Source organism: Tardiphaga sp. (genome assembly GCF_044340795.1).
Classification (GTDB): domain Bacteria; phylum Pseudomonadota; class Alphaproteobacteria; order Rhizobiales; family Xanthobacteraceae; genus Tardiphaga.
In genome coordinates, this window is the sequence record NZ_JBIISY010000147.1 from 1 (window position 1) to 15,569 (window position 15,569).

Genomic DNA, 15,569 nt, shown 5'->3' on the forward strand with positions numbered 1-15,569 from the left:
CCATCACTGCGGGTGCATGTGGTGAGGGGTACCGCTGCGCTCAACCCATCCTACACACCGAGCTATGCCACGCCCGCGCGCAGCAGGTCGTGCAGATGCACGATGCCGACCGGCTTCCTGCCGTCGGTGACCAGCACCGCGGTGATCTTTGCCGTGTTGAGAATTTCCAGGGCCTCGCCGGCGAGCAGGTCGCGGCTGATGGTCTTGGGGTTCTTCGTCATCACGTCATCGACGGAGACGGTCATCAGGTCGGCGCGCATATGGCGGCGCAGGTCGCCGTCGGTGACGATGCCGACCACATGGCCGCTGGCATCGACGATGCCGACGCAACCAAATCCCTTGGCCGACATTTCCACCAGCGCATCCGACATCTTGGTGCCGAGCGGCTTGAGCGGTACGGAGTCGCCCTGGTGCATGAGGTCGCGGGTGTATTTCAGCAGCGCGCCGAGCTTGCCGCCGGGATGCAGCACGCTGAAGTCGCGCGAGGTGAAGCCGCGGCCTTCCAGCAATGCGATGGCCAGCGCATCGCCCATGGCCAGCATCATCAGCGACGAGGTCGAGGGCGCCAGATTATGCGGGCAGGCCTCGCGCGCTTTCGGCAGCGTCAGTGCGACATCGGCGGCCTGGGCCAGCGTCGAGCCGGCCTCCGAGGTCATGGCGATCAGGCCGATGCTGAAGCGCGTGGCATAGGTGATGAGGTTCTTCATCTCCGGCTGCTCGCCGGACCAGGACATCGCGAGGATGACGTCGTCAGCGGTGATCATGCCGAGATCGCCATGGCTGGCTTCAGCCGCATGGACGAAGAACGCCGGCGTGCCGGTGGAAGCGAAGGTGGCGGCGATCTTGCGGCCGATATGGCCGGACTTGCCGAGACCGGTGATGATCAGGCGGCCCTTGGCCTTGCGGATCAGGTCGGCAGCAGCCGCGAAGGTCGGGCCGAGATCGGCCTGCAGCGCGGCGGCAAGCGCGGTGACGCCGCTGGCTTCCGCCTCCAGCGTGCGCAGCGCCGAGGCGATCGCCTCGCTGGCCTGATCGCTGATGGTGGGGGTCGGAGTTTTGGAAAGGGCCATGGGTCGTGTCCTGCGGCCGGTCCATCGGCCTGTGTGATGGCCGTCCTTTAGCACGCCGCCGCGCCCGAAGCGAAACACCGGCCGGCAATCTCAACGCCCCATTAACCATAACGGTTTTAACTCCCTTAACCATGAGTTGTCGTCTGGCCGCCTGCCGCGGATTTCGATCACCTCATCCAAGTTTCTGATGGCGTTGGAGTTTTTGGTATCGTGAGGATGGGTCGGGCAGACCGGACGGGGAACCGCGCATGGGCAACCAGCGCGGTTTCGGCATGTCTGTGCCTTGCACTCGCCGCGCCATCCCCTGTTTTCGCACAGGCTTTGACCTCGGATCTGCTGGCGCCGGTTCCCGGCGGCTTCGTGCAGCCGGAGGATCTGCCGTCGCGCCGTCCGGGCAGTACGGTGCAGCCGCGCGGTACGCTGCAGACCAGCCTGCTGTCGCCTCAACGCGCGCAGGACCGGCAATCCATCATCACGCCGCCGACGCCCGCAGCCTCGGGCGCCGCCGAGACCGGCTATGACGCGCTCAATCGCAAGCTCAAGCAGGTCAAATACTATCCCGGCCAGCGGAGGCCGAAGCGTCCCGTCGGCCCCGGCAGTCCGCCGCCCCCGCTCGTGCCGGAAACGCGACCAGTGCCGCCGTCGGCCAAGGCAGCCAAGCCGCCGGTCGCGCCCGCGATTGCCGGCGCGGTCATCGGCCAGCCCGCGCGCAAGCGGCTGCCGATCGAACAGGATGCCTATGCGCCCACCGGCATCCGTGTCGGCAGCTTCCTCGTCAAGGGCGCCGTCGAGGTCATGGGCGGCTACAGCGATAACCCGGCGCGCTTGCTGCAGCCGCGCGGCTCGGCGCTCTACCAGATCGCGCCCGAACTGCTCGCGGCATCCAACTGGTCGCGCCATTCGGTGATCGTCGATCTGCGCGGCTCGTTCACGGGCTATGCCAAGGAATTTCCGTCGGCGGTGTTCCAGCAGGCCTCGCCATCGCCCGAGAATGTCGATCGCGCCCAGTTCGACGGCAAGATCGCCGGCCGCATCGATGCGACGCGCGATACCCGCATCAATACCGAAGCGCGCATGCGCGTCGGCTCCGACAATCCCGGCAGCCCGAACATCCAGGTCGGTCTCAGGGAGTTTCCGCTATTCACGACCACCGGCGGCACTGTGGGGTTCGAACAGGATTTCAACCGCTTTCAGTTGAAGATGGACGCGCTGGTCGACCGCACCGTTTATCAGGATTCGAAACTGATCGACGGCACGACCTACAACAACCGGGACCGCAACTTCAATCAATATGGCGGTGTCGGTCGTGTCAGCTATGAAGTGCTCCCCGGCCTGAAGCCATTCGCCGAAATCCAGGGCGACGTCCGCGTCCATGACCAGCGCGACGATCGCTTCGGCTATCTGCGCGATTCCAGCGGCGGTTATATCAAGGCCGGCACGACCTTCGAATTCACGCGCCTGCTGACCGGCGAAGCGTCGATCGGTTATCTCGCACGCAAATATGAGGATCCGCGCCTCGAAGTGCTGAAGGGGCTTCTGACATCGGCCTCGCTGGTATGGAGCGCGACGCCGCTGACGACTGCGCGCTTCATCACCACGACATCGATTGATGAAACCACGGTGCCCGGCGTTCCCGGCGTGCTGACGCGGCTCTACACGGTGCAGGTCGATCACGACTTCCGTCGCTGGCTCACCGCGGTCGGCAAGTTCACTTACGGCACGCAGGATTATCAGGAGAACTTCCGCTCCGATAAGCTGTATTCGATCGAAGGCAACCTGATCTACAAGATGAGCCGCGAATTGTGGGTGAAGGCGCAGGTGCGCCGCGACATCCTCAATTCCAACGTCGTCGGTGCGAGCACCGCTGCGACTGTGGTGATGCTCGGCGTCCGCCTGCAGCGCTAGTCGCTGGTGTCGCTCACTTCCACTTCCGCAGAAACTTCGCCGTCTTCCGGTTGAACTTCACGCCCGAGCCGTCGGGCAGGCGCGTTGCCACGAAGCCTGCTGCGATGCAGGCCTCTCGCTGCGGCATGTGCTCGTCCGGCGCACGGTCGGTTTCCCACCACGATGCCCGGTGCGAGGCGCGCGGCAACGCGTCGTCGATGATCTCCTCGATCGTATCCATGGTCAGGACGATTTCGTCCTTGGTCTGGGTCGCCAGATAGGCGCGCAGGAGATCGTAGTCGGGCACGGATGGTCCTCGGGAGTTTTGACGGCCGGACCGTCATACGCGGCTATTCCGCCTCGCGCCACCGCCTGTTCGTAATCCGGACCGTCCCGCCGGCAATGGTTCATTAACGAAGCAGGGAACCGGCGACGGGTATTTAAGCGCTCGGCAAGTTTTGGCGTGCGATGCCATGAGCCGGGAGTTTTATTTTATGAATTTTTGGAAGCCAGTGCTGGGGATGCGACGGTGGCCGTTGTCGGCAAAGCTGTTGATTCTGTCCTCGCTGGTGACCATCCTCGGTTTTTCCGCCATTTGCGGCAGCGTCATGCTGGACATGCGCCACGGCGAGCAGGCTCTGGCGAAGCAAACCAGCGAGAATCTCGCGACCTCCATCGATTCCGATATCGGCCGCACCATCGAACAATATGATCTCTCCTTGCGCGCGGTGGTTTCGGGCATCAACACGCCGGAAATCGGTCAGCTCAGCCGCGAACTGCGCCAGCTGATCCTGTTCGACAAGGCGGCTTCATCCGCACAGTTCGGTGCCATCCAGGTCTTCGATGCCAACGGCGATCTGACGATCGATGCCGCCTCGCTGGATCCGGCCAGGCAGAACAGGGCCAACGAGGATTTCTTCAAGGTTCACAAGCTCGATGGCGAACGCGGTCTCTTCATCAGCGTGCCGCGGCTCCACCAGAATGCCTATTCCATCGTGCTGAGCCGCCGGATCACCGATGCCGAAGGTAATTTCGCAGGCGTGGTCGCGGGCTCGATCCGGTTCTCCTATTTCCTCGATCTGTTCGATCGCCTTCGCCTCAATCCCGGCGAAACCATCACCGTTGTTCGGCGCGATGGCGTGGTGATCATGCGCACGCCGTTCGATCTGAATGTCATCGGACGGGACCTCAGCAAGACCCAAGGCGTCATGCGCGTGCTGGCGCGCGCCAATGGCAGCTATTCCGGCGTCGGTGCGGTCGACAAGATCTTGCGTCTGTTCGTGTGGCGCGACAGCGGCAGGCCACTGATCGTGATTGTCGGCCGCCCGTGGGACGGCATCTATACGCTCTGGCAGAAGCAGGCCTGGCGGATCGGCGCCATCATGCTGGCACTGATCGCCTTCATCAGCGTCGGCACCGTCTTTCTCGCCCGCGAGATCAGCCGCCGCGCCAGCGCGGAAGGCCGGCTGGAGCAACTCGCCACCACCGACGCGCTCACCGGCTTGCGCAATCGCCGCAAATTCGATGCGGCGATCGAGCTGGAATGGCGCCGTGCCATTCGCATGTCGAGGCCCATCGCCTTGCTGCTGGTGGACGCGGATTATTTCAAGATATTCAATGACAGCTTTGGCCATCAGGCAGGCGATCAGGCACTGATCGCCATCGCCAGCTGCATCTCGACGGCTGCCAAGCGGTCAGGCGATTGCGCGGCGCGCTATGGCGGCGAGGAATTCGCGGTGCTCTTGCCGGGGGCGTCGGAAAGCGATGCGCGCGAGGTTGCCGAAAACATTCGTCAGCGCGTCGAGCGCGTTCCGGCGGACCCGGCCCAGCTGTCGGTCAGCATCGGTATCGCCAGCATGCGTCCGCTGGTGACCATGGAATGGACCGAACTGGTGCAAGCCGCCGACAAGGCGCTGTATGTCGCCAAGGCGGCTGGCCGCAACCAGTGCGCCGTCGCGGAGACGACGCACCGCTTGCAGGCGGCGTAAATCCGATCCGGGATTCCTACTTGCCGAGATAGCGCAGCATGTCCGCGCGCAGGCTGTCGCTGAGGTCTGGCCGCTGCAGGCCGTAGGCGATATTGGCGCGCAGGAAGCCGGCCTTGGAGCCGCAATCGTGGCGCTCGCCTTCGAACTTCACGCCGAAGAAGGGCTGCTGCTTGGCCAGCCCGATCATCGCGTCGGTGAGCTGGATTTCGCCGCCGGCGCCGCGCTCCTGGGTCTCGAGAATCTTGAAGATTTCCGGCTGCAGGATGTAGCGGCCGGTGATCGACAGGTTGGACGGCGCGGTGCCCTTCGGCGGCTTCTCCACCATGCCGTTGACCGTGAATGCGTTGGCGTGGGTCGGATGACGGTCACCGACACTGCAGATGCCATATTGATGGGTCAGCTCGACCGGGACTTCCTCGACGGCCACCAGATTCGATTTCGCATCGAGGCTCTGGGCGATATCGACCATCTGCTTCAGCGCGCCGGGCGCGTTGAGGACCAGCTCGTCCGGCAGGACGACGGCGAATGGTTCGTTGCCGACGATCTCGCGGGCGCACCAGACGGCGTGGCCAAGGCCGAGCGGCGCCTGCTGACGGGTGAAACTGGTTTCGCCAGCACCGGGCTGGAAGCGTGCGAGTTGCTCCATTTCGGCGGTCTTGCTGCGCGACTTCAGGGTCTCGTCGAGCTCGAACATGCGGTCGAAATGGTCTTCGATCACGCCCTTGTTGCGGCCGGTCACGAAGATAAAATGTTCGATGCCGGCTTCGCGGGCTTCATCGACGACATACTGGATCAATGGCCGGTCGACGATGGTCAGCATCTCCTTCGGCATCGCCTTGGTAGCGGGAAGAACGCGGGTGCCAAGGCCAGCGACGGGGAATACGGCTTTGCGAATTTTCATCGGGAGCTTTGCGGTGAGCTTGAAAAGGAAAGGGCGCAGGCAACACAACGAGGATTGCGCGCCAAGGTTCCCTTTGCAAGCGGTAACAAAGGCGGATGTATGTCAGGCGCGACGTTCTGTCGGTATTCCATGCAAGCCGGGCTCTCTGACTTGCCGGTGGAATCGGACTAGTATTAAGCGGATCGAAACCCTCTCCGACCTCTTGTCATCACACCGTTACGATTGGAATTTTGCCGGATGACGACCACAGGAATCAGCGGACGCAAGCATGTGATGCGCCGCAGGCGATGGGCTGCAATGGCTGCTGGCGTCGTGCTTGCCGTGTCGTCGGTTTCTGCGGAGGCGCAATCGGGTAGTCCGCTCAATTTCCTCGATAACATCTTCAATCCCGGCCAGCGTCAGGCACAGGCGCCGAGCGCGCCAGCACCTGCGGCAGGCGCCAGCGCCCCGCTGCCATGGACCGGCGAAGATGGCGCATCCGGTCATCCGCTGATGACGGCGGCTGCCATTCGCGAGGCCGCGGCCAACTTCGATAGCTGCGTCGCCGGCCTGTGGCCTGATGCCGCACGACGTGGTGTGTCCGAGCAGAACTATCGCGACATCACAGCCGGGCTGACGCCCGACCTGCGATTGATGGATCTCATGGATTCGCAGCCGGAATTCACCAAGGCGATCTGGGACTATCTCGACATCCTGGTGAACGACAACCGCGCCGCCAAGGGCCGCGAGATCCTGGCGCAGTACAAGACGATTTTCGATGCGGCTGAACGCGCCTATGGCGTCGATCGCTACATCGTCGCCTCCATCTGGGGCATCGAGTCCAATTACTCCACCATGATCGGCGACCGCGACGTGGTGCGCTCCACCGCCACGCTCGCCTGCGTCGGTCGTCGTCAGGCTTACTTCAAGGACGAATTCCTTACGGCCGTCGAGATCCTGCATCGCGGCGACCTGCGCCGCGAGCAGTTGAAGGGATCATGGGCCGGCGCATTCGGACCGACGCAATTCATGCCCACGGCGTTCAAGCGCTTCGCCGTCGACGGCGATGGCGATGGCCGCCGCGATGTGGTCGACAACCCCACCGATCTGATCTTCTCCACGGCCAACAACCTGAAGAAGGATGGCTGGCAGAGCGGACAGCCTTATGGCTACGAAGTCGTCGTCCCGCAGGGTTTCAACTACATGCAGGCGGATCGCGCCAAGATGCTCACGCTGACCCAGTGGGAGCAGCTTGGCCTGAAGCGCGCTGACGGTCAGCGGTTTCCGCATGGCGGCGACAAGGCCTATCTGCTCGCGCCGGCCGGCGCGCAAGGACCCGGCTTTCTAATGATGCAGAATTTTCGCGTCATCATGAAATACAACCCCGCCGAAGCCTATGCGCTGGCGATCGGGCATTTTGCCGACAGGCTGCGCGGTGGACCACCTTTCGTGCAGCCCTGGCCGCGTCAGGAGCGCGTGCTGTCGCGGGCCGAGCGGCTCGAACTGCAGCAATTGCTGGTCCAGCGCGGGCTCTACAAAGGTACGCCAGACGGACAGTTCGGCAGCATGACGCGTGAAGCGCTGCGCAATTTCCAGGCTTCAATTGGCGTGCCGGCTGACGGTTTTGCAACTTCGGAAATGCTGGATCGCCTGCGCGGCCGCTAAAGTTCCGTTATTTATCACCGGAGGCATATCGTACCTATTTCCGCCACATCGGCACGTCTCTTGCTGCGCTGTTACCTTCAGACATGAGGACAGCAATGATTTTGAATAGGCGTACCGTTCTGGCCGGGTTTTCGGCCGCACTTTTTCCAACCTGGGCCAGGGCCGCGTGGCCTGAAAAGGCAATCACGCTGCTGCACGGATTTGCGCCCGGCGGCGGGACGGACGCAACCTCGCGTATGCTTGCGGAAGGCCTTGCGAAGATCCTCGGACAGACGGTCGTTGTCGAGACCAAGCCCGGTGCGGGCACTACACTGGCGGGCGCGCAACTCGCAAGATCCGCGCCGGACGGCTACACGATCTCGCTGATCACGGCGACCTATGGCGCGTCGTCGGCTTTCTACAAGAGCCTCAGCTACAAGCCGGTCGATGATCTCAAGGGCATCTGTCAGGTTTCTGAAGCGCCCTACATGTTTTCCTGCAATGCGGATGCGCCATTCAAGACGCTCGCCGAGCTCATTGCCGCCGCGAAGAAACAGCCGGACAAGCCGTTCACCTACGGCACGCCAGGCGTCGGTTCGGGCCCGCATCTGATCGTCGAACAGGTGGCGCAACTGGCCGGCGTCAAATTCCAGCACATCCCGTTCCGCGGGGGCGCGCAGGCTGTGGTCGAAGTGCTCGCAGGCCGCGTCGATTTCATGGTCGATCCGCCGATCTCGATGATCGAGCAGATCAAGGCCGGCAAGTTTCGCGCGCTCGCCGTCACCACGGCGCAGCGCTTTGCGTCGTTCCCGGATATCCCGACCGTCGCCGAAGCGGGCTTTCCGAATTATGCCGCGCCCGGTTGGTACGCGCTTGTCGGCCCTGCGGGTCTGCCCGATGACATCGTCGCCCGACTCCACACCGCGACCACGACGCTGCTGAAAGACGAGACCGTGAAGGAGCGCCTGCTCGCGCTCGGCAGCCAGGCGAAGGCCTCGCAGCCGAAGGAAGTGATCGACCTCTTGGCCTCGGACGTGAAGCGCTGGGGCGAGGTGCTCGACAAGGCGAAGATCGAGCGGATCTAGTCTCCGTCATTGCGAGGAGCGTAGCGACGAGGCAATCCAGTTCTGTCTTCGTGCGGCTTCTGGATTGCTTCGCTGTGCTCGCAATGACGGACTCAGGCATTCCTCGCCATCAGCCCGCCATCGACCGGAATGACTGCGCCGGTGAGATAGGACGCCGCCGGCAGGCACAGGCTCACGGTCATATGCGCGACCTCTTCGGGATCGCCATAGCGGCGCAGCGCCGTGCGGCGCTTGGCGAAGATGACCTTGTGCTCGTCGCTGATGCGCTGCGTGATGCCTGTCGTGATCGGGCCGGGACAGATGCAGTTCACCGTGATGCCTTCGCGGCCGAGTTCGACGGCAAGTGATCGTGTCAGGCCCGTCACGCCAGCTTTCGCGGCGGAATAGGGGCTGTGCAGCGCCGTCGCGCCGAGTGCTTCGGTGGAGGCGATGTTGACGATGCGGGGGCATTTCGATTGGCGCAGGTAGGGCAGTGCCGCGCGGATGGTGCGCTGATGCGAGGTCAGCATCACGGCAATGGCGCGATCCCATGCGGCGTCGTAGCCGTCCTTGTCGATCTCGGTGGAAACCGAAATCCCGGCATTGTTGACGATGATATCGAGCCCGCCGAAATGCGCGGCGACCTCGTTCACCACGGTCTTGATGCGCTCGGGATCGGCGACATCCAGCGTCCATGCGCGCGCCTTGCCGCCGCTCGCGGTGATCGCATCGGCAACCGCAGACGTGCCTTCGGGTGACAGATCGGTGACGGCGACATTGGCGCCTTCCTCGCCGAACACGCGTGCGGTCGCGCGGCCCATGCCGCTTGCAGCACCTGTGACGAGAACGGTAAGGCCGCGCACCGAGCGGCTGAGTTTTTTGTAATCCGACAAGGGAGTCCTCCGATGTTTCGCCTTCATGCTGAGGCTTGCGCAAAGGCTTGCATCGAACGGCGAACAGGTCAAACGCGTGCAGTCGGCGCTTTCTCCGCGGCTGCGCAATCGTGAGGGAACCAGCAAGCGGTTCGAGCATTACACCGGCGAGAGTTTCCCTCACGGAGTGATTGATATGGATAAGGACCGGATCGCAGGCGCCGCGAAGGATGCCGCTGGCAAGGTTGAGAGCGTCGTCGGCAAGGCAACGGGCGACGAGCGAACCGAAGTTTCGGGCCGCACGCGCGAAGCCGAAGGCACCGTGCAGAATCTGTATGGCCAGGTGAAAGACGGCGTGCGCGATGCGTCGGAAGCCGCCGCGAGCTATGCCAAGGATGCGCTCGACAGCGACACTTATCGCGATGGCACGCAGGCGCTCACCGACAAGGTGCGCGACAATCCGCTCGGCTCGCTGCTGATCGCCGGCGGCATCGGCTTTGCGCTCGCCATGCTGATGTCGCGCCCGCCGCGCCGTCGGCCCAATCGCTTCAACTACTAAGCGATTGAATTAGCTGAATAAAAAATCCCTCGTTCGCGCAAGCGGACGAGGGATTTTTCATGTCTGGAATCAGACGCCTAGCGGAAGAAGAAGCCGGAGGGGGCGGAGGCGGCGGGGCCGACATTGGCCGGCGGGCGCGGGCCGCCCTGCTGCTGCGGGGCCCATTGCTGTTGGCGCGGCCGCTGGGAGGCAGCCGGCTGCGCCGGGCGGCGCGGCTCGTCACCAAACAGATTGCCGAAGAAGGACGGCGTTTCGGTGGCGACCGGCGTTTTCTTTTTCGCCTGCTGCTTCGGCGGCGCCGGAGGCGCCACCACAGGCGCGATGCCGTCCGGCGATGCGGCGGCCGTCGCGGTGCCCGAGCCTGCAGGCGGCGTCACGGCGGCGACAGGCACGTCGCCCTTGGCCTGTTCGCGGCCGATCTCGCGGCGCGGCCAGGCGAAATCATCGGCGCGGCCGGCCGGTGCATTCAGCGGCTCGCCCTTCACCAGCGTCTTCGCCACCAGCGGATCGACATTCAGCGCCTTGGCGCCGGGGCCGCCGAGCAGCGTGTCGCCGCCGATGGAGGCTGCGACCAGCGGCACGATCGGGCCAGCCAGCGGACGCGGCGGCGGCGCGCCGGGCACCACATTCACATCGGGCTGCGCGGGTTCGGTCGGCAGCGCGATCGGCGCCGAGCGGCCGGACAGCAGGCGGGTGATCTCGCGCTCCACATAATGCGCCATCTTGCGGGCGCCGGCCTTGGTGAAATAGACGCCGTCCGGCGTGCGCAGCCGGCGGATCTGGCCTTCGAAATCCGGGCCCTGCTGCAGGAAGCGGCCGGATTCATCGACAAAGCCGTCCCAGATATCGACATAGGTGATGCCCGCCTTGCCGGCGGCATCGCGATAGAGATTGTTGAGATAGACCATATCGGCCATCGCCTTCGGCCCGCGCACCGCGGGCAGGCCGACCCAGAGCACGGGCACGCCACGGCTCTTGGCGACATTGATCATCTCCTCGATCTTCTTTCCGTAGAGCTCGCCCCAGCGCTCGTCACGGAAATCCACCATGCCGCCGCCGCGCGCGCTGCGCTCGTTCACGATCGCGCCGGGATCGGTGATGTCCGCGCTGTCGTCGGCATCCGTATGGTCGGCCGGCTTGTCGCCGGGCTTCACATCGGCGGCGCCTTCCTTCTTCGCGGCCTTCCTGTCCGCCTCGCGGATCGGAATGCGGTCGCTGAGGCCGAGCATGATGACAATGGCATCGGCCTTCTCGCTGGCGAGAATGCCCTTGGCCGCTGCTGCCCAGTCGCTCGGCTCGCCCTTGGGCTGATAGCGCAGCAGGCCGGACACGGTCTTGTGCTTGCGGACCACGCCCATGTCGGGCTGTTCGGCATAGGCGTCTTCGAGCCCGTAGCCGAGCCAGTCGGCCATGCTGTCGCCCAGCACCAGCACGTTGCGCTCGGCGGCGGTGTTCGTCTTGTCGGACTGTGGCGCGCGGGAAAAATCCTCGCGGCGGCGCGGCGCCTGCTGCTGCGGCGCCTGCTGCTGGAACGGCTGGAAGAAATCGCCGCCGAACCAGCCACCGCCGCGCGGCTGCTGGCGTTGCTGCGGCGGCGGGCCGCCGAAACCGAAGAACTGCGCCGAGGCCGTGCCGGCAATGCCGATCAGCAGCACCAGCGCGGTGACGCCGACGGCCAGCGTCAGCCGTTCGCGGCGCCAGAGATCCGGCCGCCATCTGGCTTTCGTCGCTTTCGGCTTGTCGGACATTCGGACTGATCGCCTCGACCGCAAAATGGAGGGCACGCAGGCCCAGGTTCCATCCGGATTATACCCGGATTCGGGCCGCAAGCGGGCAGCCGCGATGCCTGCCATCAAGCCTTGAAGCCCGGGAACGTCAAGCTGTCCCGGGATCTTTTCGCGACAGGGTTACCGGAGCCATCCGCGCAGCGAACAGGACTACTTCCAGAGCCCGTAGGACGCCCATTTCGCCGCCGGAATCTCGGCGCCGGTCTTGTAGGTGAAATCCAGCACGCTCTTGTGGTCCGGCGTCGCCTTGCAGGTGAAGGACATCTGGTACCATTTGCCGCCCGCGCGATAGGCACCGCCCTTGGCGACCAGCGTATTGCCGAGATGCTGCGGCGGCGTGATCACGTCGGACTTGGCGCGGTCGACCCGTGATTTGGCCGAGCCGCTGGCGCTCATCTTCCGCATCGCCTCGAGATCGCAGATCTGCTCCAGCCGGGTTTTGGGATCGAGCCTGTCGAGCGCGCGCATGAAGCGCGCATCCTGTGCGGCAACGGCCGGCATGGTGAAGGCGGAAAGCACGACCGAAGTCGCGGCGAGCGCGAGAGCAGGAGTTTTCATGAACCAACGCGAGACGTGAGAGGAGACGTGAGGCGGGATGGTTCGGATAGCGCAGGAGCAGGCCGCTGGCCAGCGACAGATGGTTTCATGCGACATCAGCAGCACGTGAGGCGAGCCGTGACGCTGTGCCGTAGGGCGGATGAGCCGAAGGCGTTATCCGCCGCGGAGGATGTGAAGGAAGCGGGAGGCCAGCATATGCGGCAAACTCTGCGGCGGATGACGCTGTCGCTCATCCGCCCTACGGCAGCGCGCCATTTCATCCGCCCACGCGCCGTCCTTGCCGCGCCCTGGCGCGAAGTGGCTTTTCACCCGGGCTCCCCCGCAAGGTGAGGGGGATGACGCGCCAACAAGCGCATAGTCCTGGTAGCAATCACGATGATGTCGGCCACTACCGGCCTTCACCACCGCGCGACGCCTATTGGCGCGCCATCGCGGGATTTTGGGCTGGAGGACCGCTTCTGTCGCACACCGGCACGTCCCTTACTCCTTGCCGTAGCAAGTTTCCGAGCCGTTGATCCCGACGGTTTTCCCGTCGTTCGCCAGTGCCGTCGCAGCCACGCTAGTGGCGCCCCCTCGTAATGGGGAGGGACGGTGGCCCCCGGCCTCCCGAGTCCAGCTTGCGAGGCTGGCCGCGGGCACCGCATCCTCCTCCACCCTCAAGACGCCCTCGAGAAGCGCCCCTCGTGAGAAGGATGGAGAGGAATATAGTCAGATCTTCTTTTATGTCAAGCGATTCAAATGAATTTTCAGTACCGACCTCCACATCTGATATTTGAAACAGGAGGCTATCTTGTCTTGCTGGGGAATATCTATGCCCGTCCTAAAGCCCTACAAACGAACTGTTCGTCAGTTGACTGACGGTAGCTACAGTTACAGTGGCAATAGTCGCTACATCTCACATCCGGACTACGCAAAGGCGTCGGGGCATTTCATTCGGGCGTTTCAAATCGTTCAAAAAGATCTGCTCGAACTCTTCGATTACGTTGAACCGTCAAAGGAAAACTGTGGTTGTTATTCACATCGTATCCTGGAGCTTTTTGCTCGATGCTGTTTTGAGCTAGAGGCGAACTTCAAAGCTATTCTTTCAGAAAATGGTTACGCTGCCGCTGGCAGCTGGACGATGGCCGACTACAGCAAAGTAAACATATCGCACCGTTTGTCGTCATACGAAGTGAAGATGCCTGTTTGGGAAGGGGAGGGACAGGTGCGACGGCCATTCAGCGCCTGGGCGGCTAATGAAAAGCTCCCGTGGTATGCGGCGTACAATGACGTTAAGCATTCAAGGCACGCCAATTTTGGTCAAGCGAACTTCGGCAACCTAACTGATGCGGTCTGTGGTCTCGTGGCGTTAGTTTCCGCGCAATTTCTCAATATGGATGGAGGCCCACCGGTACTGAGTCTTGGTGATGAACAAGCAGATGGTTTCGAGTATGCGTCCGGCGGTTATTTCTTAGTCAAATATCCCGATGATTGGGCTCAAGAAGATCGATACTCTTTTGATTGGTGTCACCAGCTTTCCCATGAGCCGAATCCTATCCAATCTTTCAATTATTGACCGGTCTTATTTTCTGATTTGCGCGGGGCTTCTCCCTCCCCGGAGCGAAGCGAATGGGGAGGGTGGCGCGACTGCGAGCGTTCAGCGAGCATCGTGACGGGTGGGGTGTCTCAGCAAGCGAGGTCGGCGTGGCCAACGCATTCGCAAGGCAGTTGCGCAAGAACCTGACGCCGCAGGAAGCGAAGCTTTGGGTCAAACTTCGCGAGCTGAAACCGCTCGGTTTTCACTTCAGGCGGCAGGCACCGATCCGGCATATCATCGTGGACTTTGCGTCGTTTCGCGACAAACTGGTGATCGAGGTCGATGGCGGGCAGCACAATTTTGACGCGGCGGCACGCAGAGATGAGATGCGGGACGCGTTTTTGCGCGGCGAAGGATTCCGGGTGTTGCGGTTCTGGAATCACGAAGTCGATCGGGAGTTGGATGGGGTGATGGACGTTGTCGTCGGAGCTCTGGGCGGCCCCACCCGTCTCGATGCTCGCTGAACGCTCGCATCGATCCACCCTCCCCACGGCGCCGCTACGCGGCTTGGGGGAGGGAAAAGAAAACGGAGCTGTCGGTATGGGCGCGGAGTTGCTGGTTCGAGAGGTGCAGGTCGAGGACCTGCCGGAATTGCAAACGCTGTATACTCATCTCGACAAGCACGATGTCGGTTGTGACCGAGAAGAAGCGATTGCCATCCTCAAGGCATTTCTGCTCTCGCGTGGGAACGCTGTTCTTGTCGGGATGGTGGGCGATGAAATGGTGGCAAGCTGCACACTGGTCGTCGTTCCCAATCTCACGCGTGGCGGAAAGCCGTATGCGCTTGTCGAGAACGTAGTTACGCATGCGGATTGGCGAAAGCGTGGCTTTGGGTCGGCGATCCTCAAGGCTGCGATCCTGCGGGCGTGGAAGCACGGTTGCTACAAGGTGATGCTGATGACGGGATCGAAGCGGCCGGAAACATTGCGCTTCTATGAAGCGGCGGGCTTCGAGCAATCGAAGACCGGATTTCAGATCAGGCGCTAACTGCGTCGCCCCACATCATCGCCGCATTCTCCTCACGTCACCGCCACCTCGGCTCCAGACCTTCCGCACACTTCTCCGTTACCGCTGGGCGTCCAATCAACAGAAAGGACCGACCATGCGCACCATGACTGCTCTCGCTCTCGCCGCTTCGCTCTCCCTCGGCACGCCCGCGCTCGTGATGGCGCAGGGGGCGGCGCCCACGGAAAGCACCTCGCCGAAATCCACCGTGCAGATCAACAAGATCCAGGTGATCGACGTCAAGACGCTGCCCGATGCCGTGAAGACGCAGGTCGATGAGGTCGTGTCCAAGACCAGCGACGAGGACATGAAGGGCCTGCGCGCCTCCATCGATGCCTCGCCGGCCGCAGCCAATGCGCTGAAGGAGAAGGGCGTGAGCTCGGCACAGGTGGTCGCGGTGAATATCGCGGACGGCGTGCTGACGATGTTCACGAAGGCGGCGTAATAAAAACTGGGCCGTAGGGCGGATTAGCGAAGCGTAATCCGCCGCGGAGTTTCAACCACGACGTCGGCCGGCGGATTACGGCTTCGCCTAATCCGCCCTACGGTTGAGCGTCGTGGTGAGGCAGCAGAGGCGTGGGTGCCCGGGTCAAGCCCGGGCATGACGTGGTGAGAGGGCGGAGCGTCGTTGCGCGTCGTCCAACTACCCCGCGCTATCATCCTCGATGATCGGGCCGAACAG

The 15,569-nt window shown here is 63.1% G+C and carries 15 protein-coding genes; 9 read left to right on the top strand and 6 right to left on the bottom strand.

The annotated features are described in order from the left end of the window. Positions 1-62: 62 nt before the first annotated feature. Entirely contained in the window at positions 63-1,070 is a 1,008-nt protein-coding gene (locus ACIQ17_RS21290) for an SIS domain-containing protein (protein ID WP_398471099.1), read from the bottom strand. Between the two features lie 321 nt (positions 1,071-1,391). On the opposite strand from ACIQ17_RS21290, the gene ACIQ17_RS21295 reads away from it, so the two are divergent. Beyond that, the gene (locus ACIQ17_RS21295) at positions 1,392-2,975 is read left to right on the top strand and encodes an outer membrane beta-barrel protein (protein ID WP_398471101.1); all 1,584 of its coding nucleotides are present in this window, start codon (positions 1,392-1,394) and stop codon (positions 2,973-2,975) included. 13 nt (positions 2,976-2,988) lie between these two features. On the opposite strand, the gene ACIQ17_RS21300 is transcribed toward ACIQ17_RS21295, so the two are convergent. Next, complete coding sequence (locus tag ACIQ17_RS21300) at positions 2,989-3,261, bottom strand: hypothetical protein (RefSeq protein ID WP_398471102.1); 273 nt, start codon at positions 3,259-3,261, stop codon at positions 2,989-2,991. 187 nt (positions 3,262-3,448) lie between these two features. Between ACIQ17_RS21300 and ACIQ17_RS21305 the strand changes: the two genes are divergently transcribed. After that, positions 3,449-4,942, top strand: a complete 1,494-nt coding sequence (locus tag ACIQ17_RS21305) for a diguanylate cyclase (protein WP_398471104.1) — start codon at positions 3,449-3,451, stop codon at positions 4,940-4,942. A 16-nt stretch (positions 4,943-4,958) separates the two neighbouring features. Here ACIQ17_RS21305 and ACIQ17_RS21310 read toward each other — a convergent pair whose 3' ends face one another. Further along, entirely contained in the window at positions 4,959-5,843 is an 885-nt protein-coding gene (locus ACIQ17_RS21310; RefSeq protein ID WP_398471105.1) for a UTP--glucose-1-phosphate uridylyltransferase, read from the bottom strand. Between the two features lie 237 nt (positions 5,844-6,080). Here ACIQ17_RS21310 and ACIQ17_RS21315 point away from each other — a divergent pair, with 237 nt between their 5' ends. Next, complete coding sequence (locus ACIQ17_RS21315; RefSeq protein WP_398471107.1) at positions 6,081-7,487, top strand: lytic murein transglycosylase; 1,407 nt, start codon at positions 6,081-6,083, stop codon at positions 7,485-7,487. 95 nt (positions 7,488-7,582) lie between these two features. Beyond that, on the top strand, positions 7,583-8,551 hold the full coding sequence (locus ACIQ17_RS21320) for a Bug family tripartite tricarboxylate transporter substrate binding protein (protein WP_398471108.1): 969 nt from the start codon (positions 7,583-7,585) through the stop codon (positions 8,549-8,551). Positions 8,552-8,643: 92 nt separating this feature from the next. On the opposite strand, the gene ACIQ17_RS21325 is transcribed toward ACIQ17_RS21320, so the two are convergent. Continuing rightward, positions 8,644-9,423, bottom strand: a complete 780-nt coding sequence (locus ACIQ17_RS21325; RefSeq protein WP_398471109.1) for an SDR family NAD(P)-dependent oxidoreductase — start codon at positions 9,421-9,423, stop codon at positions 8,644-8,646. Between the two features lie 175 nt (positions 9,424-9,598). Between ACIQ17_RS21325 and ACIQ17_RS21330 the strand changes: the two genes are divergently transcribed. Then, positions 9,599-9,961: a CsbD family protein gene (locus ACIQ17_RS21330; RefSeq protein WP_398471110.1), complete on the top strand. Its 363-nt coding sequence runs from the start codon at positions 9,599-9,601 to the stop codon at positions 9,959-9,961. A gap of 77 nt (positions 9,962-10,038) precedes the next feature. On the opposite strand, the gene ACIQ17_RS21335 is transcribed toward ACIQ17_RS21330, so the two are convergent. After that, positions 10,039-11,709, bottom strand: a complete 1,671-nt coding sequence (locus tag ACIQ17_RS21335; RefSeq protein ID WP_398471111.1) for a DUF459 domain-containing protein — start codon at positions 11,707-11,709, stop codon at positions 10,039-10,041. Positions 11,710-11,898: 189 nt separating this feature from the next. Next, positions 11,899-12,306 carry a DUF930 domain-containing protein gene (locus tag ACIQ17_RS21340; RefSeq protein ID WP_398471112.1) on the bottom strand — a complete coding sequence of 136 codons (408 nt, stop codon included), beginning with the start codon at positions 12,304-12,306 and terminating at the stop codon, positions 11,899-11,901. A gap of 811 nt (positions 12,307-13,117) precedes the next feature. On the opposite strand from ACIQ17_RS21340, the gene ACIQ17_RS21345 reads away from it, so the two are divergent. From ACIQ17_RS21345 to ACIQ17_RS21360, 4 genes are all read left to right on the top strand, one after another. Further along, entirely contained in the window at positions 13,118-13,861 is a 744-nt protein-coding gene (locus tag ACIQ17_RS21345) for a hypothetical protein (RefSeq protein ID WP_398471113.1), read from the top strand. 128 nt (positions 13,862-13,989) lie between these two features. After that, entirely contained in the window at positions 13,990-14,346 is a 357-nt protein-coding gene (locus ACIQ17_RS21350; protein ID WP_398471114.1) for an endonuclease domain-containing protein, read from the top strand. A 76-nt stretch (positions 14,347-14,422) separates the two neighbouring features. Beyond that, on the top strand, positions 14,423-14,869 hold the full coding sequence (locus ACIQ17_RS21355; protein ID WP_398471116.1) for a GNAT family N-acetyltransferase: 447 nt from the start codon (positions 14,423-14,425) through the stop codon (positions 14,867-14,869). A gap of 115 nt (positions 14,870-14,984) precedes the next feature. Beyond that, on the top strand, positions 14,985-15,332 hold the full coding sequence (locus ACIQ17_RS21360; protein ID WP_398471115.1) for a hypothetical protein: 348 nt from the start codon (positions 14,985-14,987) through the stop codon (positions 15,330-15,332). The last annotated feature ends 237 nt before the right edge of the window (positions 15,333-15,569 follow it).

Bases quoted from the DNA above. Each gene is read 5' to 3' on its own strand.
- ACIQ17_RS21335 (WP_398471111.1), bottom strand. From the start codon at position 11,709: ATGTCCGACAAGCCGAAAGCGACGAAAGCCAGATGGCGGCCGGATCTC.
- ACIQ17_RS21330 (WP_398471110.1), top strand. From the start codon at position 9,599: ATGGATAAGGACCGGATCGCAGGCGCCGCGAAGGATGCCGCTGGCAAG.
- ACIQ17_RS21315 (WP_398471107.1), top strand. From the start codon at position 6,081: ATGACGACCACAGGAATCAGCGGACGCAAGCATGTGATGCGCCGCAGG.
- ACIQ17_RS21310 (WP_398471105.1), bottom strand. From the start codon at position 5,843: ATGAAAATTCGCAAAGCCGTATTCCCCGTCGCTGGCCTTGGCACCCGC.
- ACIQ17_RS21355 (WP_398471116.1), top strand. From the start codon at position 14,423: ATGGGCGCGGAGTTGCTGGTTCGAGAGGTGCAGGTCGAGGACCTGCCG.
- ACIQ17_RS21360 (WP_398471115.1), top strand. From the start codon at position 14,985: ATGCGCACCATGACTGCTCTCGCTCTCGCCGCTTCGCTCTCCCTCGGC.
- ACIQ17_RS21290 (WP_398471099.1), bottom strand. From the start codon at position 1,070: ATGGCCCTTTCCAAAACTCCGACCCCCACCATCAGCGATCAGGCCAGC.
- ACIQ17_RS21320 (WP_398471108.1), top strand. From the start codon at position 7,583: ATGATTTTGAATAGGCGTACCGTTCTGGCCGGGTTTTCGGCCGCACTT.
- ACIQ17_RS21305 (WP_398471104.1), top strand. From the start codon at position 3,449: ATGAATTTTTGGAAGCCAGTGCTGGGGATGCGACGGTGGCCGTTGTCG.
- ACIQ17_RS21340 (WP_398471112.1), bottom strand. From the start codon at position 12,306: ATGAAAACTCCTGCTCTCGCGCTCGCCGCGACTTCGGTCGTGCTTTCC.
- ACIQ17_RS21345 (WP_398471113.1), top strand. From the start codon at position 13,118: ATGCCCGTCCTAAAGCCCTACAAACGAACTGTTCGTCAGTTGACTGAC.